The sequence below is a fragment of the Aromatoleum toluclasticum ATCC 700605 genome (genome assembly GCF_000378245.1).
In the GTDB taxonomy this organism is placed as follows: Bacteria; Pseudomonadota; Gammaproteobacteria; order Burkholderiales; family Rhodocyclaceae; genus Aromatoleum; species Aromatoleum toluclasticum.
Genome location: NZ_KB899493.1, coordinates 109,548 through 135,998 on the forward strand (window position 1 = coordinate 109,548; position 26,451 = coordinate 135,998).

Sequence of the window (26,451 nt, forward strand, 5' to 3'; positions counted from 1 at the left end):
GCCCCATGCCTGACAAACAAGACTCCGAATGGACCACGACATTTCCCTCATCACGACCATCGCCGCGGCCTTCGGCTTCGCGCTGATCTTCGGCTTCGTCGCCGAGCGCCTGAAGGTGCCCGCGCTCGTCGGCTATCTCGTCGCCGGCATCGCGATCGGACCCGCGACCCCCGGCTTCGTCGCCGACATCCACACCGCCTCCCAGTTGTCCGAGATCGGCGTGATGCTGCTGATGTTCGGCGTCGGCCTGCACTTCTCGCTCGACGACCTCCTCGCGGTACGCCGCATCGCGCTGCCCGGGGCGGTCGTGCAGATGGGCTTCGCGACCGTGCTGGGCGCGGGGGTGGCGTGGTGGTGGGGCTGGAGCCTTGGTGCCGCGCTGGTGTTCGGCGTGTCGCTGTCGTGCGCCAGCACCGTGGTGCTGCTCAAGGCGCTCGAGGCGCGCGGCGTGCTCGACACGATGAACGGGCGCATCGCGGTCGGCTGGCTGGTCGTCGAAGACCTCGCCACCGTCGTCATCCTCGTACTGCTGCCGCCGCTCGCCGGTACGCTCGGCGCGACCTCCGCCCCCGTTGGCGATGCCGGCGACCCGCTGTGGCGCACCATCGGCAAGACCCTGCTGGAAGTCACCGCCTTCATCGCGCTGATGCTCATCGCCGGCCGGCGCGTCCTGCCCTGGCTGCTGTGGCAGGTCGCGCGCACCGGCTCGCGCGAACTCTTCACGCTGTCGGTGATCGCTACGGCCATCGGCATCGCCTACGGCGCCGCGCAGCTCTTCAGCGTGTCCTTCGCGCTGGGCGCCTTCTTCGCCGGCATGATGATGCGCGAGTCGGAGTTCAGCCACCGCGCCGCCGAGGAGTCGCTGCCGCTGCGCGACGCCTTCTCGGTGCTGTTCTTCGTCGCCGTCGGCATGCTTTTCGATCCGGCCGTGATCGCGGAATATCCGCTGCAGGTGCTCGCCGTCGTGCTCATCATCGTGCTCGGCAAGTCGATCGCCGCGATGGCGCTGGTGCTCGCATTCCGCTACCCGCTCAACACCGCGCTGACGGTCGCCGCGAGCCTCGCGCAGATCGGCGAATTCTCCTTCATCCTCGCCGGCCTGGGCCTGTCGCTGGGCCTGCTGCCGCAGACCGGCATGAGCCTCGTGCTCGCCGGCGCGCTGATCTCGATCGCCCTCAACCCGCTGGTCTTCGCGACGATTGCGCCGATACGGGAATGGACGCTCAAGCACTCCGAATTCGCGCGGCGCCTCGAACGCCGCGAGGATCCCTATGCCGAACTGCCGACGAACACCGAGCGCAAGTACCTCGAGGGCCAGGTCGTGCTCGTCGGCTACGGGCGGGTCGGCCGGCGCATCGCGCAGGCCCTTTCCGCACGCGGCATCCCCTTCGTCGTCGCCGAACAGAACCGCGAACAGGTCGAACAGCTGCGCAGCGAGGGCGTGGCGGCGGTCGCGGGCGATGCGTCAGAGCCGGCAGTGCTGATCCAGGCCCACATCGCCAATGCGGCGATGCTGGTGATCGCCACGCCCGACCCAGTCAACGTCCGCCCCATGGTGGCTACCGCGCGCGCACTCAACCCGGCCATCGAGATCGTGCTGCGCACCCATAGCGAGGACGACTCGCGGCTGCTGCGCACGGAAGGAATCGGCACGGTTTTCCACAGCGAGGAGGAACTTGCGAAGGGCATGACGGGGCACGTGCTTGCGCGCTTCGCGCCGCACGCCGGCACTTGAACCGCCCGCGCGGCCTCAGCGCCCTGCCGGCGCTTCCTGCGTCCCGGCGGCCTCGCCCGGAAGGATAGAGCGGATCGGGTCGTCCTCGCGGATCTGCCCCGGCGCGCGCGGCGGCCGCTCTCCGACCATCGACTCGATCAGGATCGTCACGCGCCGGTTGCGCGCACGGCCTTCCTCGTTGGTGTTGTCGGTGAGCGGCCGCTGGTCCGCGTAGCCGGCCGCGGTGAGGCGGTCGCCGCGCACGCCCGACTCGATGAAGAGGCGCACGACCGTGGATGCACGCACAGCGGACAGCTCCCAGTTCGACGGGAAACGCCCGTTGCGGATCGGCACGTTGTCGGTGTGCCCCTCGACCGTGATCGGGAACTCGGCACGCGCCAGCACCTCGGCAACGGCCCGCAGCGCCGCCACCGCGGGCGCCGCAAGCACCGCATCGCCCGGCGCGAACAGCACCCTGGCGTTGATCTCCACCGAGATCCCGCGCGCCCCTTCGGACACACGGACCTGCCCTCCCTGGGTCAGCGGCTCAAGCACGCGACGGATGTCCTCGGCCATCGTCGTCATGCGCTTGTACTCGGCGCGGCGCCGCTTCTCGACCTCTTCGTCGGGGCTCGGCGACAGCGGCGCAGGCTTGGGCGGCGCAACGGCCGGCGGCGGCGCGATCACCGGGTCGCCCGGCACATTCACGGTGATGTTGCGGAAGGCGTTGATCAGCGAATCGGACAGGACGCGGTATTTGCCCTCATTCACCGACGAAAGCGAATACATCACGACGAAGAACGCGAACAGCAGCGTGATGAAGTCTGCGTAGGACACAAGCCAGCGATCCTGATTCTCGCGGTTCGCGTCGTCGTGCTGGCGGTGTCGGCGGTGGCGTCGCATCGCGGCACGCTCAGGCCATGTAGCCCTGCATGCGGCTCTCGATGATGCGCGGGTTGTCGCCGTTGGCGATGCCCACCAGGCCGTCGACGAGCATCTCGCGCTGCGACACCCCGTCGGCCACGTAGGCCATCAGCTTCTTCGACATCGGCAGGAAGACCAGGTTGGCGAAACCCACGCCATACACGGTCGCGACGAAAGCCACCGCGATGCCCGCCCCCAGCTTCGACGGATCGGTGAGGTTTTCCATCACATGGATCAGGCCCAGCACCGCACCGAGGATGCCCAGCGTCGGCGCGTAGCCGCCCGCGGCCTCCCAGATGCGCGCCCCCTGGCGCATCTGCGCCGCCCAGGCGTCGATCTCGACCTCCAGCACCTCGCGCAGCCGCTGCGGCTCGACGCCGTCGACGAGGAGCTGCAGCCCCTTGCGCGTGAACGGGTCGTTGATGCGCGGGATCTGCGCCTCCAGCGCCAGCAGCCCTTCCTTGCGCGCAACCTGGCTCCAGCCCGTCGCCTGACGGATCAACGCCGCATGGCTAGCCGGCGGCGGCACGAAGACCCAGCGGGTCATGCGGATGCCTTCGCGGAAGACCTTCAGCGGGCTCTGCAGCATGACCGCACCCAGCGTGCCGCCGACCACGATAAGGAAGGCGGTGGGCTGCATGAGGGACGCGATGTGGCCGCCCTCGATCACCTGCCCCATGATCAGGGCGGAGATGCCTAGCGTGAGTCCGACGACGCTGATCTTGTCCATGTCCGCAGTCCCTCGACCGGCCCGCTCAACCGCCGGACGGCGGATTCTTGGGCGGGCGACCGCGGCGCGCCCCGGTCGTGGCGCCGCCCGGCCGCGCGGTGCCGAGGATTCGCGAGCGCAGACGCGCCACGGCCTGGCTGTGGAGCTGGCACACGCGCGACTCGGACACGCCCAGCACCTCGCCGATCTCGCGCAGGTTGAGCTCCTCGTCGTAGTAGAGCGCCATCATCAGCTTCTCCCGCTCGGGCAAGTCCTCGATCGCCCGCACGAGCGTCTTACGCATATCGGCCTGTTCGAGGATGTCGGCCGGATTCGACTCATGTTCGCCGAGATGGCGCTCGAAGTAGTCCTCGCCCTCACCGTCGGTGAAGTCCTCGAAATGCACGAGCTGGTAACCGCGCGCGTCCTGCAGCATGCGCTGGTACTCGGCGAGCGGCATCCCCAGCAGCTCGGCGAGCTCCGCCTCGCTCGGCTGGCGCCCGTTGCGTTGCTCGAGTTCGTGCACCGCCGACTCGATGCGCCGCATGTCCCGCCGCATGCTGCGCGGCAGCCAGTCGTTCTCGCGCAGGCCGTCGAGCATCGCGCCGCGGATGCGCTGCACCGCGTAGGTCTCGAACTGCGCTCCGAGCCCGTCCTCGTAACGGCTGATAGCATCCAGCAGGCCCATCATGCCGTTCTGGATCAGGTCGTCCATCTGCACGCTGGCCGGCAGCTTCGCCATCAGATGGTAGGCGATGCGCTTGACCAGCGGAGCGTAGGCCTCCACCAGATGGTTCTTGTCGAGATTACCTGCTGCGTCGTACATCCACTTCGCCTGTATTTTCTTACGGCCCGGACGGGTTTCCGCGCTTGGGGGCAACGCAGCGGATTTCCATTGTCCCGCAGCCGACCCGCTTTTGCCAAACGGGTACGCACTCAATCCCATGCCTGTCTCCCGCGGACTGCCGCCGCGCCGGCCTGTGCGTTGCCGAAGGCCGCGAGACGCCGCAGGAAGGCGGCCTCCGCATCGCGCGGCGACGCTTCCGCCGCACTGTGCCCCAGCCCCGCCACCAACTCGTCGCGCTCCAGTTCGCCCAGCCATGCGAGCGGCACGCCGACGTGGCGGCGCACGAGCTCGCTCAGGCTGTGGAAGAAAGCCATTGCATCCTCGCGGCCGCGCGCACCGCACACCGCCACATGCAGCGAACCCGCCCCGGCCGTGGCAAGGCGCTTGATGACCTGGTAGGCGTCCGTCGCACCGCTGCGACTCGCCTCGGCGACGACCAGACGGCGCGGCGCGGCCAGCGCGAAGGGCGACGGATCGGTCGCGCTCTCGCACGCCGAATGGATCAGGACAACGTTCGCGGGGCGCTGCAGCGTGCGCAAGGCGTCGAGCACACAGTCGCGCCGCTCGCCGTCGAGCAGCGGCAATGCGAGCGCGCACGCCGCCACCGGCACGCGCCCGAGCAGGCCCGGCACCGGCTGGACGAGCGCCCGCACCGAACTGCGGCCGCCGAGCACGCTCAGCAAGTCGCCGCCCGCGGGCAGGCCGAGCACCCCGGCCAGCGAATCCTCGCCCTGCACCTCGTCGAGCAGCAACACACGCCGGCTGTGCCCGGCGATGCGGTGCGCCGCCTGCAGCGCAATGTCCGCACGGCGGCGTCCGGTCGCGTACAGCGCGACGACCGTCGGGGGTGCGCGCCGGAACAGGCGCCGCAGCCCGGCCGCCTGGTCTTCACGCGGGTCTATCATGTCAGACTCCGCCCGCCGCCAGCATCAGGGCTGCTTCGTCGCCCTGCAGCCTCCACGGCGACTCGGCCGACTGCTCGCGCAGCGCGCGGTGCAGCAGGTAGGCGCGATTCGGCAGGTGCAGGTCCTCCGGCACACGCTGCCCGTTGGCGACATAGAACACGTCGAGCTCGTTGCGCACGGCCACATCCAGCGCGGGGGCGAGCGATGCCGCCTCGTCGACCTTGGTCAGCACGCAGCCCGCCAGGTCCGGCCCGCTGTAGGCGCGCACGACATCGGCGAGGGTGTCGCCGCGGCAGGTCGAATTGAGCAGCAGCAGGCGGCGCACATCGCCGGCACCGGTCAGCATCGCCGCCTGGTCGGCGACCATCTTGTCGCGCTGGCTCATACCCATCGTGTCGATCAGCACCATGTGTTTGTTGCGCAGCTCAGCGAGGGTCTGGCGCAGGTCGGCCCCGTCGCGCACCGAGAACACCGGCACGCCGAGGATGCGCCCGTAGATGCGCAGCTGTTCCTGCGCGCCGATGCGGTAGCCGTCGGTCGTGATCAGCGCCAGCCGCTCGGCGCCATGACGCACGACGCAACGCGCCGCGAGCTTCGCCGTCGTCGTCGTCTTGCCCACGCCCGTCGGCCCCACCAACGCATACACGCCGCCGCGGTCGACGATGTCCGCATCCGACGCAACCGCACGCAGGTCGCGCGCGAGGGCGTTCTTCACCGCAGCGCGGGCGTCCTCGGGCGACGCCTCCTCCTCCACGGCTTCGGCCAGCCGGCGCGCGAGCACGCCGGAGAAACCGGCTTCGAGCAGTTCGCCGACGATGTCCGCGCGCGCGGGCGCCTTGCGCCGCGTCTCGCCCCACGCGAAACCCGCGAGCTGGCGCTCGATCATGCTGCGGATACCGGCCATTTCCTTCATCAGCTGAACGTTCGCATCCTGCAGCGAGCGGATGCGCTCGTCCTCGACCTCGCGCGCGGGCTCGGCGGCGCGGACCGGCGGCGCGGCCGGAGCAGGCTGCTTCGGCGCGGGAGGCATTTCCGTGGCAAGGGGCCTGGCCGCGGCCTCGGGAGCGCTCCAGTCGTCGATCGCGTACTGCTCGCTCAGTGCCGCGGCGCGCGTGCGCATCACGTAGTCGGGCGTTTCCATGCGCGGCGGGTTGAACGGGCGGATGATCCTGGCCGGTTTGCGCGGAGCGGCCTGCGGCGCCGGCGAGCGTCCCGACAGGCTCACCTGGAAATCGTCATCCTCGACCGACGGCGCCGGCGCACGCGGGGCCGGCTGGGGGATCCGCTGGGGGGCAGGCGCGGCTGCGCGCTGCGCACCGGGCAGCGCTCCCACGTCCTCCGCCGGCAAGGCGAGGATCTCGACGCCGCCCTCGACCGCGCGATTCGACAGCACGATGGCATCGGCGCCGAGTTCGGCCTTCAGGGCGCGCAGGGCTTCACGGGCGGAGGGGGCAAAGTAGCGCTTGACGTTCATGGTGGATCTCCCGGCTACCGCGCTCTGTGCGCAGCATGGAACCGATTATGGTGGCGGGGAGACGGATCGATAGCGCGGAATAGACCCTTTTTCCCCCCGCAAATCCCGCCCGCGACGGCTTCATCACAAGCGCTCAGCGCGCCGCCCCGCCCACCATCGCCGTGACGCGGATCGTGCGCGTCTCGGGCACTTCGGAATTCGCGATGACCTTGAGGGAAGGCACCGCACGGCGCAGGAAACGCGACAGCAGCCAGCGCAGCTGCGGCGGCACCAGCAGCACCGGCGGCAGTCCCATGTCTTCCTGCCGCTGCGACACCTCGGCCGCATGCCGCAGCATGCCGTCGGCGAGGCTCGGCTCGATGACGCCGCCATCGCCGCCGCCCGTTGACATCGCCTGCATGAGGATGCGTTCGAGCGCCGGATCCAGCGCCATCACCTGGATATCGGCATTGCCCGGGAACAGGCTCTGCAGGATCGAACGACCCAGCGCCTGACGCACGCGCGACGTGAGTTCGAGCGGGTCCTGGGTGCGCGGCGCGTTCTCGGCGAGCGTCTCGATGATCGTGCGCATGTCGCGGATGTTGACGCCCTCCTCGAGCAGGTTCTGCAGCACGCGCTGCACCGTCGCAACCGGCAGCAGCGCCGGCACAAGGTCCTCGACGAGCTTGGGCGTCGTCTTGCCGATGTGATCGAGCAGCGCCTGCGTCTCCTGACGCCCGAGCAGCTCCGCCGCATGGTTCAGGATCAGGTGGTTGAGGTGCGTCGCCACCACCGTGCTCGCATCGACGACCGTGTAGCCCAGCGCGTGCGCCTGTTCGCGCTGGCTCGCGTCGATCCAGTACGCCGGCAGGTCGAACGCCGGATCGCGCGTCTCGCGCCCGGCGAGCACCCCCGTCACGCGCCCCGGGTTGATCGCAAGATACTGCCCCGGGTAAGCCTCGCCGGACCCGATCTCGACGCCCTTCAGCGCGATGCGGTAGGCGTTGGGCTTGAGCTCGAGGTTGTCCCGGATATGCACCGGCGCCGACAGGAAACCGACATCCTGCGCGAACTTCTTGCGCAACCCGCGGATGCGCTTCAGCAGCTCGCCGTCCTGCCCCTTGTCGACCATCGGAATCAGGCGGTAACCGACTTCCAGTCCCAACACGTCCACCGGAGCGACGTCGTTCCAGCTCGCCTCCTGGCTCTCGGCCGGCACCACCGCCGCTGCGGCCTCGGGCGCGACCCGTACGGCAGCGGCCGCCTCCTTGCGCAAGATGCCGAAGCGCCGCCACGCGAGCCACCCAAGCGAACCGGCCATCAGGATGAACACCAGGTTCGGCATGCCGGGAATCAAGCCCAGCACGCCGATGATCGCAGCCGCGAGCATCAGCACCTGCGGATTCGAGAACACCTGGTCGATCACCAGGCCGCCCACGTCCGCGTCGTCGCCGACGCGCGACACCACCATGCCCGCCGCGACCGAGATGATCAACGCCGGGATCTGCGCGACGAGACCGTCGCCGATCGTCAGAAGCGTGTAGGTCTCGACCGCGACACCGGCCGCCATGTCGTGCTGCACGACGCCGACCATCAGCCCGCCGACAATGTTGATCAGCAGGATCACGATGCCCGCGACCGCATCCCCACGCACGAATTTCGACGCACCGTCCATCGCGCCAAAGAACTCCGACTCCTGCGCAACCTCCTTGCGCCGGCGCTTCGCCTCCGCCTCGTCGACCAGGCCCGCATTGAGGTCGGCGTCGATCGCCATCTGCTTGCCGGGCATCGCATCCAGCGTGAAGCGCGCACTCACTTCCGCGATCCGCCCCGCACCCTTCGTCACCACGACAAAGTTGATGACGACCAGGATCACGAACACCACCAGGCCGATCGCCGTATTGCCGCCGACGAGGAAGTGGCCGAAGGCCTCGATCACCTTGCCCGCCGCGTCGGGGCCAGTGTGGCCTTCGAGCAGCACGATGCGCGTCGACGCGACGTTCAGCGCCAGGCGCAGCAGCGTCGTCACCAGCAGCACGGTCGGGAACACCGAGAACTCGAGCGGACGGCGCGTATACATCGCCACCAGCATCACCATCACCGACACGGCGATATTGAAGGTGAAGAACACGTCCAGCGCGAACGCCGGCAGCGGCAGCACCATCATGGACAGCACCATGATGATGAAGATCGGCGCGCCGAGCATCCGCAGGTTCGTCGGCGTCAGCAGCGCACGCAGGTTGAGGACATCGTTCATTGCCAGCCTCTATCGCATCGTCCGTTCCGCACGCCCGCTCAGTCGGGCGCGCCGGGGTCCATGTCGGCGGGCACCGGCAGCTTGCCGGGCGCCGCAGGCGGAAGTCCGCCGTGAGCCATCCAGTGGTTGAGCTGATACACGTAGGCCATCACCTCGGCCACCGCCGTGTACAGCGCCCCCGGCACCGCCTGTTCCAACTCGCAGTGCTTGTACAGCGCGCGCGCCAGGGGCGGCGCCTCCAGCATCGGCACCTTGTGTTCCTTCGCCAACTCGCGGATCTTCAGCGCAAGCTCGCCGCGTCCCTTCGCGACGACGATCGGCGCGCGCATCTTGTCCGCGTCGTACTTCAGCGCCACCGAGAAGTGCGTCGGGTTCGTCACCACCACGTCGGCCTTCGGCACCTGCGTCATCATGCGACGACGCGCCATCTCGCGCTGCATCGCGCGGATGCGGCCCTTCACCTGCGGATCCCCTTCCTGTTCCTTGCTCTCGCGCTTGACCTCTTCCTTCGTCATGCGCAGCTTCTTGTTGTACTGCCACAGCTGGAAAGGCACGTCGATCAGCGCAAGGATCGCCAGCCCCATGATGATCAGCACCGTCGCGAACAGCACCATCTCGAGAAAGTCCGGCACCGCCGCTTCCACTGCCTCGCCGGTCAGGCCGAAGATGTGCTCGTGTTCGCGCCACACCGCGAAGACGCCCATCAGGCCGACCACCGCCGCCTTGAGGACCGACTTCACCAGCTCCGCCACCCCGTGCATCGAGAACATACGGCCGATGCCCTGGATGGGGTTCATGCGTTCGAGCTTCAGCCCCAGCATCTTCGGCGCGAACACGAAGCCCCCCATCAGCACCGGCGCCGCGATCGCCGCGACCATCAGGACCCCGAACAGCGGCAGCATCGTCAGCAGCGCATCGGTGAACAGAGCCCCGAAACTCTCCAGCATCAGCTTCGGATCGAAGGCGCGCGCGCGCTCGATCGCGAATCCGGCGCGCAACATGCCGAGGATGCGCCCCGACATCCATTCCCCCATCATCCACAGCGCGCCGATCCCGGCGATCAGGACGAGAAAGGTCGACAGCTCGCGCGACTGCGGAACCTGCCCTTCCTCACGGGCCTGTTCCAGCCGTCGTGACGATGGCTGTTCGGTTTTCTCGAGATCGCTGTCTTCGGCCACGGCCGACTCCTTGCCTGCACGCCGGACGCGGCCCGTTCAGCACGGACGTTCGGCGACGTGCGGCAATTATCGCCGCACACCGGCAAGCCCCGCCGCCGGATAAGCGCGGGAAAACAGCCCTAAATCGCGTATTGGAACGTGCGGCGGCCTGCTTGGGGCCCGCGGCGCCTCAGCGCCCGGCCGGCAGCCGGTCGACGCCGCGGATCACCGTACCCGCGCCGATGCCGCGCGCGGCGAACCAGCCTGCGTTCATCTCCAGCGCGAAGCGCGCCGGCGCAGCCGCACAATGGCTGTCCTCGGTCTGCGGCTTCATCTCCGCGATGTTCAGGATGCGCCCCTCGCGGTCCATGAACGCCACCGACAGCGGGATCAGCGTGTTCTTCATCCACATGCAGTGGCGTGCATCCTGCGCAAACGCGAACACCATGCCGTGCTGCAGCGGCATCGCCGTGCGGTTCATCAGGCCGATCTGACGCGCCTGATCCGTATGCGCCAGTTCCGCCTCGATGCGGTACATCCCCGCCCCCAGCTCGACCATCGGCAATTCCGCACGGGCAGCGGGCAGGCAAGCGCCGGCCATCGCAACGATCGCCGCACAGCGGCCGAAAAAGGACGGGAGACTCATCGCCGGAAAGCCCTGGGGAATGATTGGGAAGCGCGATTCTACCGCCTACGCCGCAGCGCGGTTAAGAACGCCGTCCTCGGGCGCCCCCGGCTGCGCGCGGCTGGCGCCCCGCAGCTTCCGGCCCGCGCCGGACCGGCACCGCGCGGCCCTGTTCCTCGCCGCCGAAACTCGCGCCATCGACCTCCTCGGCGCGCCACACCCCCGGCGCCAGGCCAGCGAGCGCCCAACCGCCGATCGCCACCCGGATCAGGCGCAGCGTCGGAAAACCCGCCTTCGCCGTCATCCGTCGCACCTGCCGGTTCTTCCCCTCGCGCAGCACGATCTCCAGCCACGACGTCGGCACGCTCTTGCGGAAACGCACGGGCGGATCGCGCGGCCACAGCCAGTCAGGCTCCGGAATACGCCGCGCCTCGCACGGCCGCGTCACGAAATCCCCCAGATCCAGTCCGCCGCGCAGCCGCGCCAACGAGTCCTCGTCCGGCTCGCCCTCCACCTGCACGACATAGGTCTTGGGCAGCTTGTGGCGCGGATCGGCGATCCGATGCTGCAATGCGCCGTCATCGGTCAGCAGCAGCAACCCTTCGCTGTCCGTATCGAGCCGCCCGGCCGCATACACGCCGGGCACCGGCACGAAATCCTTGAGCGTCGGCCGCCCCGGCTCCGCCGTGAACTGGCAGATCACGCCGTAGGGCTTGTTCAGGAGAATGACGCGGGACATGCGGAGAAGGAGGGGGAGAAGATCCGGACGCCGGAAGATGCGGGGAAGATAGGCGGGATCTGGCGGAGGCGGTGAGATTCGAACTCACGAACGGTTGCCCGTTGCCGGTTTTCAAGACCGGTGCAATCGACCACTCTGCCACACCTCCGGAAGCGGCGGAGTATATCACCCCGCCCCCGCATGTCATCCCCGCTCGAACAGTGCAATCGACTCGACGTGCGAGGTCTGCGGGAACATGTTCGCGATCCCGGCGCCGCGCAGCACGTAGCCCTTTTCGCGCACCAGCACCGCCGCGTCGCGTGCCAGCGTCGCCGGGTTGCACGACACATACACGATGCGCGGCGGCATCTGCTGCTCGCTCAGCGCCTTCACCACCGCAATCGCCCCCTCGCGTGGCGGATCGATCAGCAGCTTGTCGAGCCGGCCGAGCGCGGCGAGGCTGTCCTCGGTGGCTTCGAAAAGATTCGCCGCGTAGAACTCGGTCCGCTCCGCCAGTCCATTGCGCCGCGCGTTCTTCAACGCGCGTGCGACCAGCTCGTCGCTGCCCTCGACGCCGATCACATGCGCCCCGCGGCGCGCGATCGGCAGGCTGAAATTCCCCAGACCGCAAAACAGGTCGGCGATGCGCTCGCCCGGCTGCGGATCGAGCAATTGCATCGAGCGCCGGATCAGCAGCCGGTTGATGTCGACATTCACCTGCGTGAAGTCCGTCGGCAGGAAATCGAGCGTCACGTCGAATTCCGGCAGGGTATACGCGAGCCCCGGCCCCTTCTTCGGATGCAGTGGCTTGGCCGTTGCCGGGCTGCCCGGCTGCTGCCATACCTGCACGCCATGCAAGTCGGCAAACGCGGCGAGGTGCGCGATATCCTGCGGCGTGAACGGCAGCAGGTTGCGGAACACCAGAACCGTAATGCCCTCACTCACGGCGATCTCGATCTGCGGAAGCCGGTCGGGAATCGACAATCCCGCGACCAGCTCGTGCAACGCCGGCAGCAGCGCCGACACATGCGCGGGCAGCACCGCACAGCTCTGCATGTCGGCGATGTAACTGCTGCGGCGCTCATGGAAGCCGATCAGCACCCCGCCCTTCGACGGCACCATCCGCACGCCGATGCGCGCGCGGTAGCGGTAACCCCAAGCCGGCCCGTGGATCGCCGGATACACCACTTCCGGCGTCACCTTGGCGATATGCCACAACGCATCCTCGAGCACGCGCTGCTTGGTCGCCGCCTGCGCCACCGAATCGAAATGCTGCATCGAGCAGCCACCGCACGTGCCGAAATGCGGACACGGCGGCACCACCCGCTGCCCGCTGGGCTTGAGCACGCGCTCCAGTTCGGCCAGATCGTAGCTCGGTCTCTGGCGCACCACCCTGTATTCGACCGTCTCGCCAGGCAATGCGCCATCGACGAACACCGCCTTGCCGTCCACACGGGTGAACCCGCGCCCTTCGTGGTCCAGTGATTCGATGACAGCAACCGGCATCAAACGTCCGCCCAAAAGAGCGTGATTTTACTACTCGCACAGCGCTTTACCCGCCGGGTTCTATAATTGCCCCGACCGGGCGGAGAACAGGCGATTGCATCCGGCCTCTGCCTCCCCGCCCCACCCCGCTCACCGTGCAGGCTCTGATCATGGATACCCCACGCGAACAGACTTTCGACAGCTACGGCGAATACCGCTCAGCCTTCATCGGCGCCCTGGAGAACGCGCAGCAGACGGTGATCATCTTCGACCCCGACCTGCGTGAATGCGGACTGGAAAGCCCGCAAGGCATCGCGCAGCTGGAACGGCTGTGCTCGCAGAGCACGCGGCGCGACGCCCTGCGCATCCTGCTGCACTCAACCACCTGGCTGGAACAGGACTGCCCCCGCCTCACACGCCTCCTCGGCCATTACGCGCACTGCGCCAGCGTCCGCAGTGCGGACACCGGGGCCCGCCTCTGGAGCCAGCCCTTCCTGATCGCAGACGCCAGCGACCTCGTAACCCGCTTCCATCAGGACCTGCCGCGGGGAAAGCGCAGCACCGACGGATCGGGCACGCTCGCGCACCTTGCTACGCAATTCGAAACATTCTGGATGAATGGCGGGGTCAGTGCAGTCGGCACGCCGCTTGCACTTTGACCTATCGTTTTTCCTTATTGCGTTGCACCAACAAACTATTGGCACGCCTGCATCACATGCTAGAATTTCTTGAGGTTCACCGGACGGGAGGCTGTTTGCGCCCGCCCGGATGGAACTGATCACCCATTTAGCCCCCACAAGAAAGGACATCGAACATGAAACAGTCGCTCCTCGTTGCTTCCCTGCTCGCCCTCGCTGTTGCCGCCTGCGGCAAGCCGGCTGAAGCTCCGAAGGCTGAAGCCCCCGCCGCTGCCGCTCCGGCTGCGCCCGCTGCCGCCCCGGCCGCTGCTCCGGAAGCCGCTGCTCCCGCCGCCGCCCCGGCTGCTCAGGAAGCCGCTCCGGCCGCCGCTGCTCCGGCTGCTGCCCCCGCCGAAGCTCCGAAGGACGGCGCGCAGAAGTAATCCCGCCGCTCTCGCAGCGACGCAAAAAAGCCGGCTCTCGAGCCGGCTTTTTTGTTGCCCGTCGCAGTCCTTCACTTCGCCGCGGTCAGGCCATGCTGCTGTCCCGCCACGCGAAACGCAACCCGGCTTGCGGAACCTCGCGGACCCGCAAGCCGAATCCGACACCTCAGCGCAACTGCTCCTGCAGCAGCCCAAGAATCTTGCGCGCGGTTTCGGACGAATCCTCGCCCCCTTCGCGAGTCATCACGCTGACCACCGACTTTTCGCCCTCACCCCGGACACGCAGGCGGTATTCGCCCCCCTTCTGCACGGACTGTTCGTTGCTGCGCCAGAAAGCGAGCTTGGACAAGATGCCTTCGGATTTCTTCGTCTGCACGTCCGCATCCGGATCCACGTAGCGGACAAAGAAGAGTCCCTTCGAGCGGTCACGATCCTCGACCGTGAAGCCGATGCGATCCAGCGCCAGACCCACGCGACGCCACGCCCGGTCAAAGGACTCATCCATTGCCAACGTCACGCTGCCGCCGCTCGCCCCCTTGAGAGCGGCACGCTCGGCCGCCGGCGCCGCCGCCACGATGGCCGCCGCGCGCTCTTCCGCCGCGCCAAGCCGAACCATCAGGCGACGCAGCATTTCGGCTTCGAGCTCGGGATCGGCCGGGCGAGGCTGCCAAACGGTCGTGTCCTTCGCCTCGTTGGGATAGATCTCCATCATGCCGCGATGGCTGATGTAGATTTCCACCGTATTGGGATCCTTGCCCGCCTCCATCCGCGTACGGAACTTGTCGCGCACCGGCGTCGAGAACACACCGTCGAGCACCTTCCCGAGCGTCGAGCGGATGAAGTCCTGCGGAAGCTTCGCGCGGTCCTCGGCCCAATCCGTCTCCATCACGCCGAGTTCGGGACGCTCGACGTTGAGGATGAAGCCCGTCTCGAGCCAGAAGTCCTTGACCTTGGGCCACATGACATCCGGTGAGCCTTGCACGACGAGCCAACGCTGACTGCCCGCGCGCTCGACGCGCATGCTTTCGACCTTCGGCAGCACCTCCTGCTGGCTTGCGCTCGGCTGGGGCTGCGCGCGGTCGGTCGCATAGGCCGAGTAGGTCGCCACACCCTTGGGCGAGACGTCCGGCACCACGTAACGGTCATCGCGTGTCGGGGCCGTGAGGTCCGGCGGAATCTCGAGCGATGGCAACTGCCGCGCGCTCTTGTAATCGATCTTCTTGGATTCGACGAGGGAGCCGGAGCAACCCGACAAGGCGACGGCCGCGCCGAGCAGCGAGGCCGCAGTACGCAAGGTACGATTCATGAGTTTCGGTAGTTCCAGGAAAAATCAGACGTTCACGCCGGCGCGACGCATTGCCGCACGTACGCGCTCGTGCAGGCCCTCGGACAGCTGGGTGAGCGGCAGGCGGATGCCGGACGTGACCAGCCCCATCTGCTCGACCGCCCACTTCACCGGGATCGGATTGGCCTCGCAGAAAAGGTCGCGGTGCAGGCCGACGAGACGTGCATTGATCTCGCGCGCCTTGATCGCGTCGCCGGCGATGGCCGCGGCGCACATCTCGTGCATCGCGCGCGGGGCGACGTTGGCCGTCACCGAGATCGCGCCATGGCCGCCCAGGAGCATGAAGGCCATGCCGGTCATGTCATCGCCGGTATACAGCGCAAACCCCTTGGGTGCACGCTCGATCAGGTCGCACGCACGGTCGATGCTGCCCGTGGCGTCCTTGATGCCGACGATGTTCGGAATCTGCGCCAGCCGCAGCGCCGTGTCGTTGGACAGGTCGGCCACCGTGCGCCCCGGCACGTTGTACAGGATCAGCGGCAGTTCGACCGCCTCGGCGATCGAGCGATAGTGGCGGTACAGGCCTTCCTGCGTGGGCTTGTTGTAGTACGGCACGACCGACAGATGCGCCACGGCGCCCGACTTCTGCGCGAAGCGCGCGAGTTCGACGGCCTCGGCCGTCGAATTCGCGCCGGTGCCGGCGATCACGGGGATGCGTCCGGCCGCGTGCTCGACCGCCACGCGGATCAGCTCGCAGTGTTCTTCGACGGTCACCGTGGGCGACTCGCCGGTCGTTCCGACGATGACGATTCCGTCGGTACCCTCGGCAACATGGAAGTCGATCAAGGCGCGCAGGCGCGGAATGTCCAGGCTGCCATCTTCGTTCATCGGGGTGACGATGGCGACAATCGATCCGGTAATCATGGAAGCGGCCGAAAATTAAAAGAATCGATTCTACCTGATCGACGCCGGACGGCCAGTGGCTTGCACGAAGGACTGGCTGCCGGCCCCGGCTCGCACCCTCCGGTGCGGGCGTCCTGCAACTCGGCGTTCAAAGGTCGGCAAGCTCCTTGACGTGCGCCACGACCGAGCGTGCCAGCGATGACAGCGAGTAGCCGCCCTCGAGGATGGACACGATGTTCTTGTGCCCGCACTCCTCGGCCACCGCCTTGACCTGCCGGGTGACCCACACGTAGTCCGACTCCACCAGCCCCACCGAGCCCATGTCGTCCTCGTAATGCGCATCGAAACCGGCCGAGATGAACACCATCTGCGGCTTGTGCTCCCGCAGTGCAGGCATCCAGCGCTCGGCGACGATCGTGCGGAAAGCATCGCCGCGCGTCCCCGCGGGCACGGGCACGTTGACCATGTTCGGCGCCGTGCAGTCCGCACCGCTGTACGGATAGAAGGGATGCTGGAAGATGCTCACCATGAGCACGCGCGGGTCGTCGCGAAAAGCGTCTTCCGTGCCGTTACCGTGGTGCACGTCGAAATCGACGATCGCCACGCGTTCCAGCCCGTGCGCCTCCAGCGCATGACGCGCGGCAATGGCCACGTTGTTCAGGAAACAGAACCCCATCGCCTTGCCGCGCTCGGCGTGATGACCCGGCGGACGCACCGCGCAGAACGCATTCTCGATTTCGCCCTTCAGCACGAGATCAGTGGCCAGAACGCCGGCACCAGCCGAGCGCAACGCCGCCTTCATCGTCCCCGGACTCATCGCGGTATCCGGGTCGAGATGGCGGATGCCGTGATCGGGCACGCTGGCATTAAGCTCTTCGAGATAATTGGCCGGATGCACCCGGACGATCTGCTCCTCCGTCGCCAACGGGGCGTCATAGAACGAGAGGTACATGTCGAGACCGGCGGCGATCAGCCGATCGTTGATGGCAGCCAGCCGGTCCGGACATTCCGGATGGAAGGTTCCCATGTCGTGCAGCCAGCAATCGCGGTGCGTGATGAACGCAGTCGTCGTCATACCCCCCCTCTCTCGCGTGCGGGTCAAACTTCCCGCATCCCAGCCTTCGAATCGGCGCATCCTTGAAGGGCGCAGCCTGTCGGTCTTTGCTCTATTATCACCGCTTCCCGGTGAATTTCACAGTACGTCCGCGCCATGCCCCATCGCTACGCAATTCGCGTTCTCGAAGCTGCCAACTGCATCATCCTCGGCAAGGACCGCGAACTGCGGCTCGCCCTCTCCTGCCTCATCGCGCGCGGACATCTGCTGATCGAGGACATCCCGGGCGTGGGCAAGACGACGCTTGCGCACGTCATTGCCCGCCTCATCGGACTGCACTTCCAGCGCATCCAGTTCACGAGCGATCTTCTTCCCGCCGACATCGTCGGAGTGTCGATCTTCGACCGCGAAACCGGCAGTTTCCGCTTCCACCCCGGCCCCGTCTTCAGCCAGCTCATCCTCGCCGACGAGATCAACCGCGCCACACCCAAGACGCAGAGCGCGCTGCTGGAAGCCATGGAAGAGCGTCAGGTCACGGCGGATAGCGAAACGCACCCGCTACCCGACCCGTTCTTCGTCATCGCGACGCAGAACCCGTCTCACCAGATCGGCACCTTTCCGCTGCCCGAGAGCCAGCTCGACCGCTTCCTGCTGCGCATCCGCCTCGGCTATCCCGACCGCAGCGCCGAACGGGCACTGCTGATGGGCGAGGACAGGCGCGAACTCCTCGAACGCCAGCGTGCCGTGATCCAGCCGGACGACCTGCTGGCGATGCAGCAGGCGGCGCACGCGATCACCGTATCCGAACGCCTCGTCGACTACATCCAGGCGCTCCTCGCCAGCACCCGCCACAGCCCCGAGCTCGCCGCCGGCCTCAGCCCGCGCGCCGGCCTGGGCCTGATCGCCGCAGCCCGCGCCTGGGCTCTCATCGAGGGACGCGACCACGTCCTGCCCGAAGACATCCAGACCGTATTCCCGCACGTTGCCGCCCATCGCATGCATTCGGCGGTCGACGGACGCAGCGTCACACCCGAGGTGCTCGGCCAGCTCATCCGCGACGTACCCGTCGTCTGATGCCCCCTCGTCCCGACGCTCCGCGTCGCCACCTACTGGACGGCACCCCCGCGGGGTTTCGACCGGCGCAGCCCGAACGGCATTCGCTCGCCGGGTTGATGATCCCCCTGCGTCGCCACCTCGATCGCTGGCTGTTTCGGATCGGCCCGCCGGAACCGTCCCCGATCGTGCTCGGCCAGCGGCGCATCTTCGTATTGCCGACACCCGCGGGCCTGGCCTTCGCGGCCGCGCTCCTGGTCATGCTGATCGCATCGATCAATTACAACCTCAGCCTGGGCTATGCGCTCGTGTTCCTCCTTGGCGGAGTGTCGGTCGCGAGCATGGTGCACGCCTTCCGCAACCTCCTGCACCTGTCCTTCACGCCGGGGCGTGCAGAGCCGGTCTTTGCCGGCGAGAGTGCCTGCTTCCACGTCGTCGTCGCCAATCACAGACATGCGCGGCGGCCTTCGCTGCGCCTCAAGGCGCACGGCGCGATCGTACCGTTCGAGATCGGGGCCGGTGACGGAGGCGACCTGATCGTTCCGGCCGTGACCGCAGGACGCGGCTGGATGGCACTCGGCCGCGTGCGTATCGAAACGACCTATCCGCTCGGCCTGATCCGCGCGTGGAGCGTGCTGGTCCCCGATCAGCGCTGTCTCGTGTATCCCGCGCCCGAGCCAATGCCCCCGCCACTACCCGAAGGCGCATCCCGCAACCTGGGACGGCGTGCCGGCTCGACCGGCGATGATGATTTTGCCGGCTTGCGGCCGTATCAACCGGCGGACTCTCCACGCCACGTCGCGTGGAAGACGCTCGCCCGCGGCGGCCCGATGCTCACGAAGCAATTCAGCGGCATGGATGGCGGAGAGATCCATCTCGACTGGGACGATTTCCCCCCGGACCTCGACATCGAGGCCCGCTTGTCGCGCATGACGGCCTGGATCGTGGCGGCCGAGCAACGGGGGCTCGCGTTCTCGCTCACGCTGCCCGACGCACGAATCGCCATGGGGCGCGGGTCCGAGCACAGCGCCGGCTGTCTGCGGCGGCTTGCCCTCTTCGGAACTGAAGCCGGCACCGATGCGTGACGCCCGCTCGCCCGCTCCCGCACAGTTCGGCTGGCTGCTCGCGGCAGTCGCCGCGACCCTCGCGCCTCACGCGATGGAACTCCCCTACTGGCTCGTCATCCTCTGCGCCGGCCTCATCGCCATCCGCGGCGCGCTGCTGTGGCGGCGCGGGACGCCGCCCCGCCAGCTCCTCATCCTGCTCGTTGCGGTCGCGGCGGGAATCGGGGTACGGTTCGAATTCGGCCATTTCTTCGGCAAGGATCCCGGCGTCGCCCTGCTTGCCGTGCTGCTGTGCCTGAAACTGCTCGAATCGCGCAACACACGCGACCTTCGCGCAGCCGTCCTGCTCGCCTACTTCCTGCAACTCGGCCTGTTCTTCTACAACCAGACACCGGGTATCGCAGCCCTGGCGCTCGCGGGCTCGCTGCTGACCACGACGAGCCTGCTGAGCCTCGAAGACGCCGCCGCACGGCCGGCCGCCCAACTGCGCGCCAGCGCGCTGCTCCTCGCGCAGGGCTTGCCCTTCATGCTGGTCCTGTTCGTGCTCTTCCCGCGTGTGCAGGGCCCCCTATGGGGCCTGCCGACGGACGCATACAGCGGGATGACCGGACTCTCCGACACCATGACGCCCGGTTCCATCAGCCAGCTCGGCCTGTCCGATGCCATCGCCTTCCGCGCCGAATTCAACGGTGCTCCGCCGCCGCCCTCCCGACGCTACTGGCGCGGCCCGGTGCTCACCCGCTACGACGGGCGAAGCTGGCGACCGGGCTTCAGCACGATCGCCGCCGCGCCCCGTTACCAGCCTTCAGGCCGCGCCTACGAATACCGCCTCACTCTCGAACCGCACAATCAGCCGTGGCTTCTCGCGCTCGACTTCCCGGCTGCAAACATTCCGAAGGCGCGCTATGCCGGCGACTACCGGCTGCTCGCCGAACAGCCCGTGCGTGCGCGTACACGCTTCGATCTGCGTTCGTACCCCGCGACCGCGGTGGGAAAGGACGAGAGCACCATCGTGCTTGCCGAGGCGAGGCGGCTTCCGGCCAACTTCAATCCACGCAGCACAGCCCTGGCACACGAAATCGCGGCGGGCACCTCCGACCCCGCGACCATCCTCGCACGCGCCCTCGAACGCATGCGCGGCATGGACCTGACATATACGCTCAGCCCGCCCCTGCTGGGCACTCACTCGGTCGACGAATTCCTGTTCGACACCCGGCAGGGGTTCTGCGAGCACTTCGCGTCAGCTTTCGTGTTCCTGATGCGGGCGGCGGGCGTTCCGGCACGCGTGGTCACCGGCTACCAGGGCGGCGAGATCAATCCGGTCGACGGCAGCCTCGTCGTGCGGCAGTCGGACGCCCACGCCTGGGCGGAAGTGTGGCTCGCCGAGCGCGGCTGGATTCGCGTAGATCCCACGGCGCTATCCGCCCCTGCCCGCATCGAGTCCGGCCTGAGCGCGGCCTTGCAGGATTGGGATGCCCTTCCGCTGCTCCGGCGCCCGGGCATGGACTGGCTGCGCGACGTGCGGTATCGCTGGGAAGCCCTCTCGAATACGTGGAACCAATGGGTTCTTGGATACAATCCCGAGCGGCAACGCGACCTGCTCGAGCGGATAGGATTCCCGCAGCCCGACTGGCGCACGCTGGCCATGCTGTTGGGTATCTCCGCGGCAGGCCTGATGATGATGCTCTTGGCGTGGGCCTTTGCGCAACGCCACCGACATGATCCGCTCGACGCTGCGTGGGCACGGTTTTCCGGCAAACTCGCCCGCCACGGCGCGGCCAGGCACCCGTGGGAGGGGCCACTCGATTACGGCAAACGCCTGGCGATGACCTTCCCGGAGCACGCCGAGCCGTTGCGCTCCATCAGCGAAGGCTACGCCAATCTGCGCTACGGCGCGGAGCCTGCCAACCCGCACCGCGTGCGCCTGCTCGCCCGATCCATCCGGAGATTGAAGCTTAAATGAAACGTACCTTCGCCGCCGCGGCCCTGAGCCTCGGACTGATATCACAACCCGGCCTCGCCGGCGGCTCCTTCGCCGAGCGCCCCGAAGCCATTCGCTTCGCAGACTCGATGCAGGAAAAGCACGGCTTCGACCGCGACACGGTGCTCGCAACGCTCGGACGGGCCCACCAGGAACCTCGCGTGCTTGACCTGATCCGTCCGCCCGCAACGCCCGGCATCCGCTCCTGGCAGCGTTACCGCGCACGTTTCCTCGACAGCAAACGGATCGAGGGCGGCATCGCGTTCTGGCAGACACATGCGGGCGCGCTGCAGAAAGCCGCCGATCAATATGGCATCCCGCCCGAAATCGTCGTCGCCATCATCGGCGTGGAAACCTATTACGGGCGTAATACGGGCAATTTCGAGGCCGTCTCCGCCCTCGCAACCCTCGCCTTCGACTACCCGCCGCGCGCGGCGCTCTTCCAGGGCGAACTCGAACAACTGTTCCTGCTCGCTCGCGAACAGGTCCGCGATCCGCTCTCATACTACGGGTCCTACGCCGGCGCGATCGGCTATCCCCAGTTTCTGCCCAGCAGCATCCGCAGCTATGCCGTCGACTTCGACGGCGACGGGCACATCGACTTCGACAACGAACCTGCCGACGCCATCGGCAGCGTCGCCAACTACCTTGCCCGGCACGGATGGGTGCGTGGCGAAACGGTCGCCATTCCGGCCCTCGTCCCTGCCGAAGCCGACGCGCAGACACTTGTCGACTCCGGTATCGAACCGGCACTCGCGCCCGAAACGATCGCCTCCGCAGGCATCGTCGCGGCCAGCGCGAATCCCCCGGCAAAGCCGGCGACCCTCGTCGACCTGGCGACCCCGGGTGCACCGACCGAATACTGGCTCGGTTATCGCAACTTCTACGTGATCACGCGCTACAACAAGAGCAGCTTCTATGCGATGGCCGTGTACGAACTGGCACGCGCACTGCGCGACCAGTACGTGAACGTCGCGGCACCACAATAGACACAGCCACTAACAGCGGGGAAAAGCGTCAGAGCAGTTCGTCGCGCGAAATGCCGCGGCGCTTGACCGTGCGCCGCAACTGGCTCAGGGCTTCGAGCTGGATCTGCCGCACCCGCTCGCGCGTGAGCGACAGGCGCGCAGCCAGCTCTTCCAGCGTCATCACCTCGCATTCATCCAGGCCATAGCGGTGGCGAATCACAAGGCGCTGCTTCTCGTTGAGCATGCCGATCCACTCGCGGATCAGCTCCTCAACCTCGGCGTCCTGGATCGAAACGTCCGGCGACGTCGCCTGGTCATCGGCCAGCGATTCCCCGATCGACAGCGTCGGATCGATCTCCAGCGGCGCATCGAGGGAGGCGGTGTGCTCGCTCAGGGACAGGATCGCACGCACCTCGTCGACGGATTTGTCCAGCATCGTCGCGACCTGTTCCAGCGTGAACTCCCCGTTCCCGGCCGCCTCCAGGCTGCGCTGGGCCCGCAGGACCTGATTGAGCTCCTTCACCACATGGACAGGAAGCCGGATCGTGCGCGACTGGTTCATGATCGCACGCTCGATGTTCTGGCGTATCCACCAGGTCGCGTAGGTCGAGAAACGGAACCCTCGCTCGGGATCGAACTTCTCCAGTGCGTGCATCAAGCCGAGGTTGCCCTCCTCGACCAAGTCGAGCAGGGGGATGCCGCGATTCAGGTAATGCTTGGCGATATTGACGACCAGACGCAGGTTGCGCTCTATCATCGTCTGGCGGGCCTGAAAATCACCCACCCTCACGCGGCGCGCCAAGGCCGCCTCCTCCTCCGCGGTCAGCAGCGGATTCGCGCCGATCTCGTTGAGGTAGATCTGGGTGACGTCGCTGAGAAACTCGTTCTCGAAAACCGGCGCAACCCGCTCGACAAAAACCTCCACCTCGAGGGGCAGATCCGGTTCCTGACTCTCTACATCGTCATGACTTGCCGGATCGTACATAGCCTCCTCGTCAGCGTGCAGGCAAATACTTCAGCGGATCTACCGGACGGCCCTGCTTGCGGATCTCGAAGTGCACCTTGGGACGATCCGCATCGGTGCTCCCTAGCTCCGCGATCTTCTGGCCTTTCGACACCGAATCGCCTTCCTTCACCAGCAGCTGCTGATTATGCGCATACGCTGTCAGGTAATTGGCATCGTGCTTGATGATGACCAGTTTTCCGTAGCCACGCAAGCCGCTTCCGGAGTACACCACCTTTCCGCCCGCAGACGCCACCACCGGGTCCCCTGGCTTGCCGGCGATATCGACACCCTTGTTCGTACCCTCGTCGTAGGTCTCGATGACCTGCCCGGCGGCCGGCCACAGCCACGACGTATTGCCCGGCGCCTTGTCCGGCTCCGGTGCAGCAGAAGCAGACGGCGCGACCGGCACGCTCGCCCCCGCCCGCGGATTCACCGAGGCCCACGCCTCGTCGCTATAAGCCTGTTTGCCCCCGCGGGGTTCCTGCTTGAACCCGCCCGCGACCGGCGGGGCGGCTTCGCCCGGCGTCTTGACCGGCTGGACGTCCACCGGCTGGGTAATCGCGATAGGCTGCGCCACGGCGCCGCCCCCCCCGCCACTGGCCGTCGCAGGAGCAGCGCCAACCTTCAGCGCCTGCCCGACATGGATCTGGTTCGGGTCGGCGAGGCCGTTCCAGCCGACCAGATCCTTCACCGTGACGCCATACTGCCGCGCGATGCCCAACAAGGTCTCCCCGGGGCGCACCACGTGAGTCGGCGCCTCCGTCTTCGACGCCGTGGCTGCGGCCCCCGAAACGGATTCGGCGGCGGGCGGCGACGTGCCGTCCCTGACAGGGGCAGGCCGCGTGGCAGCGCATCCCACCAGCATCGCAACGATGCCGCACAGCGTCAGCCAGCGGCACACATGACCAAGCTTCACTGAATCACTCATTCCGTACCAGTCAATAATGGGACGAACCGCACAGCTTCGAGGCGGCTCTCCCGAAAAACATTCCCCTGCCGCTCGATCATCACGAGCCTCTGGTCCGCACCACCGACGGGCAGCATCAGCCGTCCGCCCGGAGCAAGCTGCTCCCTGAGCGACACCGGCACGCTCGCCGCAGCAGCCGCGACGATAATCGTGTCATACGGAGCAGCCTCGGGCAAACCCATCGTGCCATCGGCACATTTCAGGCGCACGTTGGGCAGACGCAAGGGTCGGAGATTTTCACGCGCTACATCGAGCAGCGGACGGATCCGTTCGACCGCATACACTTCCGTGGCGACGAAGGACAACACCGCCGCCTGGTAGCCACATCCCGCTCCGACCTCCAGGGTCCGCCCCAGTTCGCGGCCGGCCCGCAACGCCTCGATCATCTTCGCGACCACGAAAGGCTGCGAGATCGTCTGCTGATAGCCGATGGGCAGGGCCGTGTCGTCGTATGCGCTGTACGCGAGCCCCTCTTCGACGAATGCATGCCGCGGCACCTGCATCATCGCCCCGAGCACTTTCTCGTCCCGGATGCCCTGAGCACGCAGGCGGTCCACCATGCGAGCCCGCGCACGCGTCGCGGCCTGCACGGCATCGGGTCGGCGCAGGCTCATCGTGCCAGCCATTCGGAAACGCCCGGCATCAGGTTGTAGTGCGTCAGATCGATCTGCAGGGGGGTAATGGAGACAAAACCTTCCGCCACGGCATGAAAATCCGTACCCTCGCCGGCGTCGGCCGCCTGACCCGCCGCGCCGACCCAATATACCGTCTCGTTGCGCGGCGTCGTGCTGCGGATCACCGGCTCGGCCTTGTGGCGCTTGCCCAGGCGCGTGATCTTCTGCCCGCGCAATTCCTCATACGGCCGATCGGGAACATTCACGTTCAGCAGCACCGGCTGGCGGAACGGCTCGCGCAGGAAGCGTTCGGCCAGGTCGCGTGCCACGCGCGCCGCGGCGGAAAAATCGCTCGCCTGCTTGCTCACGAGGGAAATCGCGATCGACGGCACGCCGAGCAGGTAGCCTTCGGTGGCCGCCGCGACGGTGCCGGAGTACACCGTGTCGTCACCCATGTTGGCACCGTGATTGACCCCCGACACGACCATGTCAGGCAGATGATCCAGCATTCCGGTCACCGCCAGATGCACGCAGTCCGTGGGCGTGCCATTGACGAAGTGGAAGCCGTTGGCAGCACGGCGCAGCGACAAGGGACGATCGAGGGTCAGCGAATTGCTCGCACCGCTGCGGTCGCGCTCGGGCGCCACGACGGTCACATCTCCCACCTCGGCGAGCGCCGCTGCCAGGGCAGCGATACCGGGGGCAAAATAACCGTCGTCGTTACTGACCAGAATGCGCATGATTTTTCCGTTCGGAGGGATACAAACCACAATGGGAGCCGGATGTATCGCAGAAGCGGGAAAACATCTTAGCACACCGGCGCCCCCCGCCCGGCCACCCGGAGAGTCCGACGGAGTGCATAAAAGCAAAAACCGGCCAGCGGCCGGTTCTTGTTTGAACTTATTGGTCGGGGCGGCGGGATTCGAACTCGCGACCCCTTGCACCCCATGCAAGTGCGCTACCAGGCTGCGCTACGCCCCGACACAAGCCGCCATTATAGCAGGGCTATCGGATATTGCCAGCCCCGCATCACGCTTTCAGCAGCGCGAGCGTCGCGACGATCTCCGCTCGCACGCCGGCGAGTGTTTCGCGCAGGAGAACGGACGCCTCGGCCTCCTCCTGCTCGTGGATGGCGGACTCGCCAAGCTTGTTACGCGCACCCGAGATCGTGAAGCCTTCGTCGTACAGCAGTTCGCGGATGCGGCGCACCAGCAGCACTTCGTGATGCTGGTAGTAGCGCCGGTTGCCCCGCCGCTTCACCGGCTTGAGTTGGGTGAACTCCTGCTCCCAGTACCGCAGCACATGGGGCTTCACCGCGCACAACTCGCTCACTTCACCGATCGTGAAGTAGCGTTTTGCCGGAATCGGCGGCAGAGGCCCGGAGGCCTCGTTATGGCTGCTTGCCTGCATCACTCAGCTGCTCCACGGCTGCCTTCAGCTTCTGACTGGCATGGAAGGTGACAACCCGGCGAGCAGTGATCGGAATTTCCTCGCCGGTCTTCGGGTTCCGTCCGGGCCTCTGCGGCTTGTCACGCAACTGGAAATTGCCGAACCCGGAGAGTTTCACGGATTCGCCCTTTTCCAGCGCGAGCCGGATCTCCTCGAAAAAACCTTCCACCATGTCCTTGGCTTCACGCTTGTTGAGGCCGACACGCTCGAACAGCAGATCGGCCAACTCTGCTTTGGTCAGGGTCACGTTCAT

At 67.1% G+C, this 26,451-nt stretch carries 26 protein-coding genes and 2 tRNA genes; 7 read left to right on the forward strand and 21 right to left on the reverse strand.

Annotated features, from left to right (window positions below):
• Nucleotides 1–28: 28 nt before the first annotated feature.
• Nucleotides 29–1,735: a YbaL family putative K(+) efflux transporter gene (gene ybaL, locus F464_RS0106065; protein ID WP_018988899.1), complete on the forward strand. Its 1,707-nt coding sequence runs from the start codon at nt 29–31 to the stop codon at nt 1,733–1,735.
• Nucleotides 1,736–1,750: 15 nt separating this feature from the next.
• On the opposite strand, the gene motD is transcribed toward ybaL, so the two are convergent.
• The 11 genes from motD to rlmD form a co-directional block, all read right to left on the reverse strand.
• Nucleotides 1,751–2,617: a flagellar motor protein MotD gene (gene motD / locus F464_RS0106070; RefSeq protein WP_018988900.1), complete on the reverse strand. Its 867-nt coding sequence runs from the start codon at nt 2,615–2,617 to the stop codon at nt 1,751–1,753.
• Between the two features lie 10 nt (nt 2,618–2,627).
• Nucleotides 2,628–3,368, reverse strand: coding sequence for a flagellar motor protein (locus F464_RS0106075; RefSeq protein WP_018988901.1), 741 nt, complete (start codon nt 3,366–3,368; stop codon nt 2,628–2,630).
• A 25-nt stretch (nt 3,369–3,393) separates the two neighbouring features.
• On the reverse strand, nt 3,394–4,173 hold the full coding sequence (locus tag F464_RS0106080; RefSeq protein ID WP_018988902.1) for an RNA polymerase sigma factor FliA: 780 nt from the start codon (nt 4,171–4,173) through the stop codon (nt 3,394–3,396).
• A gap of 110 nt (nt 4,174–4,283) precedes the next feature.
• The gene (locus F464_RS0106085) at nt 4,284–5,099 is read right to left on the reverse strand and encodes a MinD/ParA family ATP-binding protein (RefSeq protein ID WP_018988903.1); all 816 of its coding nucleotides are present in this window, start codon (nt 5,097–5,099) and stop codon (nt 4,284–4,286) included.
• A gap of 1 nt (nt 5,100) precedes the next feature.
• The gene (gene flhF / locus F464_RS0106090) at nt 5,101–6,573 is read right to left on the reverse strand and encodes a flagellar biosynthesis protein FlhF (RefSeq protein ID WP_018988904.1); all 1,473 of its coding nucleotides are present in this window, start codon (nt 6,571–6,573) and stop codon (nt 5,101–5,103) included.
• Between the two features lie 133 nt (nt 6,574–6,706).
• Nucleotides 6,707–8,809 carry a flagellar biosynthesis protein FlhA gene (flhA, locus tag F464_RS0106095; protein ID WP_018988905.1) on the reverse strand — a complete coding sequence of 701 codons (2,103 nt, stop codon included), beginning with the start codon at nt 8,807–8,809 and terminating at the stop codon, nt 6,707–6,709.
• Nucleotides 8,810–8,847: 38 nt separating this feature from the next.
• Nucleotides 8,848–9,987 (reverse strand): flagellar biosynthesis protein FlhB, encoded by a 1,140-nt coding sequence (flhB, locus tag F464_RS0106100; protein WP_018988906.1) that lies wholly within the window; start codon nt 9,985–9,987, stop codon nt 8,848–8,850.
• Nucleotides 9,988–10,156: 169 nt separating this feature from the next.
• On the reverse strand, nt 10,157–10,612 hold the full coding sequence (locus F464_RS0106105; RefSeq protein WP_408605226.1) for a DUF192 domain-containing protein: 456 nt from the start codon (nt 10,610–10,612) through the stop codon (nt 10,157–10,159).
• Between the two features lie 61 nt (nt 10,613–10,673).
• Nucleotides 10,674–11,330, reverse strand: a complete 657-nt coding sequence (locus F464_RS0106110) for an rRNA large subunit pseudouridine synthase E (protein ID WP_026295788.1) — start codon at nt 11,328–11,330, stop codon at nt 10,674–10,676.
• Between the two features lie 60 nt (nt 11,331–11,390).
• A tRNA-Ser gene (locus tag F464_RS0106115) sits at nt 11,391–11,478 on the reverse strand.
• Nucleotides 11,479–11,513: 35 nt separating this feature from the next.
• Nucleotides 11,514–12,815 (reverse strand): 23S rRNA (uracil(1939)-C(5))-methyltransferase RlmD, encoded by a 1,302-nt coding sequence (gene rlmD / locus F464_RS0106120; RefSeq protein WP_018988908.1) that lies wholly within the window; start codon nt 12,813–12,815, stop codon nt 11,514–11,516.
• Between the two features lie 149 nt (nt 12,816–12,964).
• Between rlmD and F464_RS29835 the strand changes: the two genes are divergently transcribed.
• Nucleotides 12,965–13,453 carry a DUF7931 domain-containing protein gene (locus tag F464_RS29835; protein ID WP_018988909.1) on the forward strand — a complete coding sequence of 163 codons (489 nt, stop codon included), beginning with the start codon at nt 12,965–12,967 and terminating at the stop codon, nt 13,451–13,453.
• A 155-nt stretch (nt 13,454–13,608) separates the two neighbouring features.
• Nucleotides 13,609–13,854 carry a hypothetical protein gene (locus F464_RS30220; protein WP_084600420.1) on the forward strand — a complete coding sequence of 82 codons (246 nt, stop codon included), beginning with the start codon at nt 13,609–13,611 and terminating at the stop codon, nt 13,852–13,854.
• A 166-nt stretch (nt 13,855–14,020) separates the two neighbouring features.
• On the opposite strand, the gene bamC is transcribed toward F464_RS30220, so the two are convergent.
• The 3 genes from bamC to F464_RS0106140 all read right to left on the reverse strand — a co-directional run bounded on the left by bamC (nt 14,021) and on the right by F464_RS0106140 (nt 17,117).
• Nucleotides 14,021–15,160 carry an outer membrane protein assembly factor BamC gene (gene bamC / locus F464_RS0106130; protein ID WP_018988910.1) on the reverse strand — a complete coding sequence of 380 codons (1,140 nt, stop codon included), beginning with the start codon at nt 15,158–15,160 and terminating at the stop codon, nt 14,021–14,023.
• A gap of 24 nt (nt 15,161–15,184) precedes the next feature.
• Nucleotides 15,185–16,063: a 4-hydroxy-tetrahydrodipicolinate synthase gene (gene dapA, locus F464_RS0106135; protein WP_018988911.1), complete on the reverse strand. Its 879-nt coding sequence runs from the start codon at nt 16,061–16,063 to the stop codon at nt 15,185–15,187.
• Nucleotides 16,064–16,190: 127 nt separating this feature from the next.
• Nucleotides 16,191–17,117 carry a histone deacetylase family protein gene (locus F464_RS0106140; RefSeq protein WP_018988912.1) on the reverse strand — a complete coding sequence of 309 codons (927 nt, stop codon included), beginning with the start codon at nt 17,115–17,117 and terminating at the stop codon, nt 16,191–16,193.
• Between the two features lie 135 nt (nt 17,118–17,252).
• On the opposite strand from F464_RS0106140, the gene F464_RS0106145 reads away from it, so the two are divergent.
• The 4 genes from F464_RS0106145 (at nt 17,253) to mltB (ending at nt 22,183) form a co-directional block, all read left to right on the forward strand.
• A complete protein-coding gene (locus F464_RS0106145) occupies nt 17,253–18,170 on the forward strand; it encodes an AAA family ATPase (protein WP_018988913.1) in 918 nt (305 codons plus the stop codon).
• Nucleotides 18,171–18,268: 98 nt separating this feature from the next.
• Nucleotides 18,269–19,234, forward strand: coding sequence for a DUF58 domain-containing protein (locus F464_RS0106150; RefSeq protein WP_018988914.1), 966 nt, complete (start codon nt 18,269–18,271; stop codon nt 19,232–19,234).
• Nucleotides 19,227–21,176: a transglutaminase TgpA family protein gene (locus tag F464_RS0106155; protein ID WP_018988915.1), complete on the forward strand. Its 1,950-nt coding sequence runs from the start codon at nt 19,227–19,229 to the stop codon at nt 21,174–21,176. The genes F464_RS0106150 and F464_RS0106155 overlap by 8 nt, the downstream gene beginning before the upstream one ends.
• On the forward strand, nt 21,173–22,183 hold the full coding sequence (gene mltB, locus F464_RS0106160; RefSeq protein WP_018988916.1) for a lytic murein transglycosylase B: 1,011 nt from the start codon (nt 21,173–21,175) through the stop codon (nt 22,181–22,183). Before F464_RS0106155 ends, mltB begins: the two co-directional genes overlap by 4 nt.
• Before the next feature lie 28 nt (nt 22,184–22,211).
• Here mltB and rpoS read toward each other — a convergent pair whose 3' ends face one another.
• The 7 genes from rpoS to F464_RS0106195 all read right to left on the reverse strand — a co-directional run bounded on the left by rpoS (nt 22,212) and on the right by F464_RS0106195 (nt 26,451).
• Nucleotides 22,212–23,147, reverse strand: coding sequence for an RNA polymerase sigma factor RpoS (gene rpoS, locus F464_RS0106165; protein ID WP_018988917.1), 936 nt, complete (start codon nt 23,145–23,147; stop codon nt 22,212–22,214).
• A 10-nt stretch (nt 23,148–23,157) separates the two neighbouring features.
• Nucleotides 23,158–24,084: a peptidoglycan DD-metalloendopeptidase family protein gene (locus F464_RS0106170; RefSeq protein ID WP_408605227.1), complete on the reverse strand. Its 927-nt coding sequence runs from the start codon at nt 24,082–24,084 to the stop codon at nt 23,158–23,160.
• 8 nt (nt 24,085–24,092) lie between these two features.
• Nucleotides 24,093–24,749, reverse strand: a complete 657-nt coding sequence (locus F464_RS0106175) for a protein-L-isoaspartate(D-aspartate) O-methyltransferase (protein WP_026295791.1) — start codon at nt 24,747–24,749, stop codon at nt 24,093–24,095.
• Nucleotides 24,746–25,489, reverse strand: coding sequence for a 5'/3'-nucleotidase SurE (gene surE / locus F464_RS0106180; protein ID WP_018988920.1), 744 nt, complete (start codon nt 25,487–25,489; stop codon nt 24,746–24,748). Before surE ends, F464_RS0106175 begins: the two co-directional genes overlap by 4 nt.
• Before the next feature lie 164 nt (nt 25,490–25,653).
• Nucleotides 25,654–25,730 (reverse strand) — tRNA-Pro (locus F464_RS0106185).
• A gap of 48 nt (nt 25,731–25,778) precedes the next feature.
• Nucleotides 25,779–26,159, reverse strand: a complete 381-nt coding sequence (locus tag F464_RS0106190; protein ID WP_018988921.1) for a MerR family transcriptional regulator — start codon at nt 26,157–26,159, stop codon at nt 25,779–25,781.
• Entirely contained in the window at nt 26,140–26,451 is a 312-nt protein-coding gene (locus F464_RS0106195; protein WP_018988922.1) for an integration host factor subunit alpha, read from the reverse strand. The genes F464_RS0106190 and F464_RS0106195 overlap by 20 nt, the downstream gene beginning before the upstream one ends.

What these genes read in the sequence shown, in the direction of transcription:
- ybaL (WP_018988899.1), top strand. Translation starts at nt 29, where the DNA reads ATGGACCACGACATTTCCCTCATCACGACCATCGCCGCGGCCTTCGGC.
- motD (WP_018988900.1), bottom strand. Translation starts at nt 2,617, where the DNA reads ATGCGACGCCACCGCCGACACCGCCAGCACGACGACGCGAACCGCGAG.
- F464_RS0106075 (WP_018988901.1), bottom strand. Translation starts at nt 3,368, where the DNA reads ATGGACAAGATCAGCGTCGTCGGACTCACGCTAGGCATCTCCGCCCTG.
- F464_RS0106080 (WP_018988902.1), bottom strand. Translation starts at nt 4,173, where the DNA reads ATGTACGACGCAGCAGGTAATCTCGACAAGAACCATCTGGTGGAGGCC.
- F464_RS0106085 (WP_018988903.1), bottom strand. Translation starts at nt 5,099, where the DNA reads ATGATAGACCCGCGTGAAGACCAGGCGGCCGGGCTGCGGCGCCTGTTC.
- flhF (WP_018988904.1), bottom strand. Translation starts at nt 6,573, where the DNA reads ATGAACGTCAAGCGCTACTTTGCCCCCTCCGCCCGTGAAGCCCTGCGC.
- flhA (WP_018988905.1), bottom strand. Translation starts at nt 8,809, where the DNA reads ATGAACGATGTCCTCAACCTGCGTGCGCTGCTGACGCCGACGAACCTG.
- F464_RS0106105 (WP_408605226.1), bottom strand. Translation starts at nt 10,612, where the DNA reads ATGAGTCTCCCGTCCTTTTTCGGCCGCTGTGCGGCGATCGTTGCGATG.
- F464_RS0106110 (WP_026295788.1), bottom strand. Translation starts at nt 11,330, where the DNA reads ATGTCCCGCGTCATTCTCCTGAACAAGCCCTACGGCGTGATCTGCCAG.
- rlmD (WP_018988908.1), bottom strand. Translation starts at nt 12,815, where the DNA reads ATGCCGGTTGCTGTCATCGAATCACTGGACCACGAAGGGCGCGGGTTC.
- F464_RS29835 (WP_018988909.1), top strand. Translation starts at nt 12,965, where the DNA reads ATGGATACCCCACGCGAACAGACTTTCGACAGCTACGGCGAATACCGC.
- F464_RS30220 (WP_084600420.1), top strand. Translation starts at nt 13,609, where the DNA reads ATGAAACAGTCGCTCCTCGTTGCTTCCCTGCTCGCCCTCGCTGTTGCC.
- bamC (WP_018988910.1), bottom strand. Translation starts at nt 15,160, where the DNA reads ATGAATCGTACCTTGCGTACTGCGGCCTCGCTGCTCGGCGCGGCCGTC.
- dapA (WP_018988911.1), bottom strand. Translation starts at nt 16,063, where the DNA reads ATGATTACCGGATCGATTGTCGCCATCGTCACCCCGATGAACGAAGAT.
- F464_RS0106140 (WP_018988912.1), bottom strand. Translation starts at nt 17,117, where the DNA reads ATGACGACGACTGCGTTCATCACGCACCGCGATTGCTGGCTGCACGAC.
- F464_RS0106145 (WP_018988913.1), top strand. Translation starts at nt 17,253, where the DNA reads ATGCCCCATCGCTACGCAATTCGCGTTCTCGAAGCTGCCAACTGCATC.
- F464_RS0106150 (WP_018988914.1), top strand. Translation starts at nt 18,269, where the DNA reads ATGATCCCCCTGCGTCGCCACCTCGATCGCTGGCTGTTTCGGATCGGC.
- F464_RS0106155 (WP_018988915.1), top strand. Translation starts at nt 19,227, where the DNA reads ATGCGTGACGCCCGCTCGCCCGCTCCCGCACAGTTCGGCTGGCTGCTC.
- mltB (WP_018988916.1), top strand. Translation starts at nt 21,173, where the DNA reads ATGAAACGTACCTTCGCCGCCGCGGCCCTGAGCCTCGGACTGATATCA.
- rpoS (WP_018988917.1), bottom strand. Translation starts at nt 23,147, where the DNA reads ATGTACGATCCGGCAAGTCATGACGATGTAGAGAGTCAGGAACCGGAT.
- F464_RS0106175 (WP_026295791.1), bottom strand. Translation starts at nt 24,749, where the DNA reads ATGAGCCTGCGCCGACCCGATGCCGTGCAGGCCGCGACGCGTGCGCGG.
- surE (WP_018988920.1), bottom strand. Translation starts at nt 25,489, where the DNA reads ATGCGCATTCTGGTCAGTAACGACGACGGTTATTTTGCCCCCGGTATC.
- F464_RS0106190 (WP_018988921.1), bottom strand. Translation starts at nt 26,159, where the DNA reads ATGCAGGCAAGCAGCCATAACGAGGCCTCCGGGCCTCTGCCGCCGATT.
- F464_RS0106195 (WP_018988922.1), bottom strand. Translation starts at nt 26,451, where the DNA reads ATGAACGTGACCCTGACCAAAGCAGAGTTGGCCGATCTGCTGTTCGAG.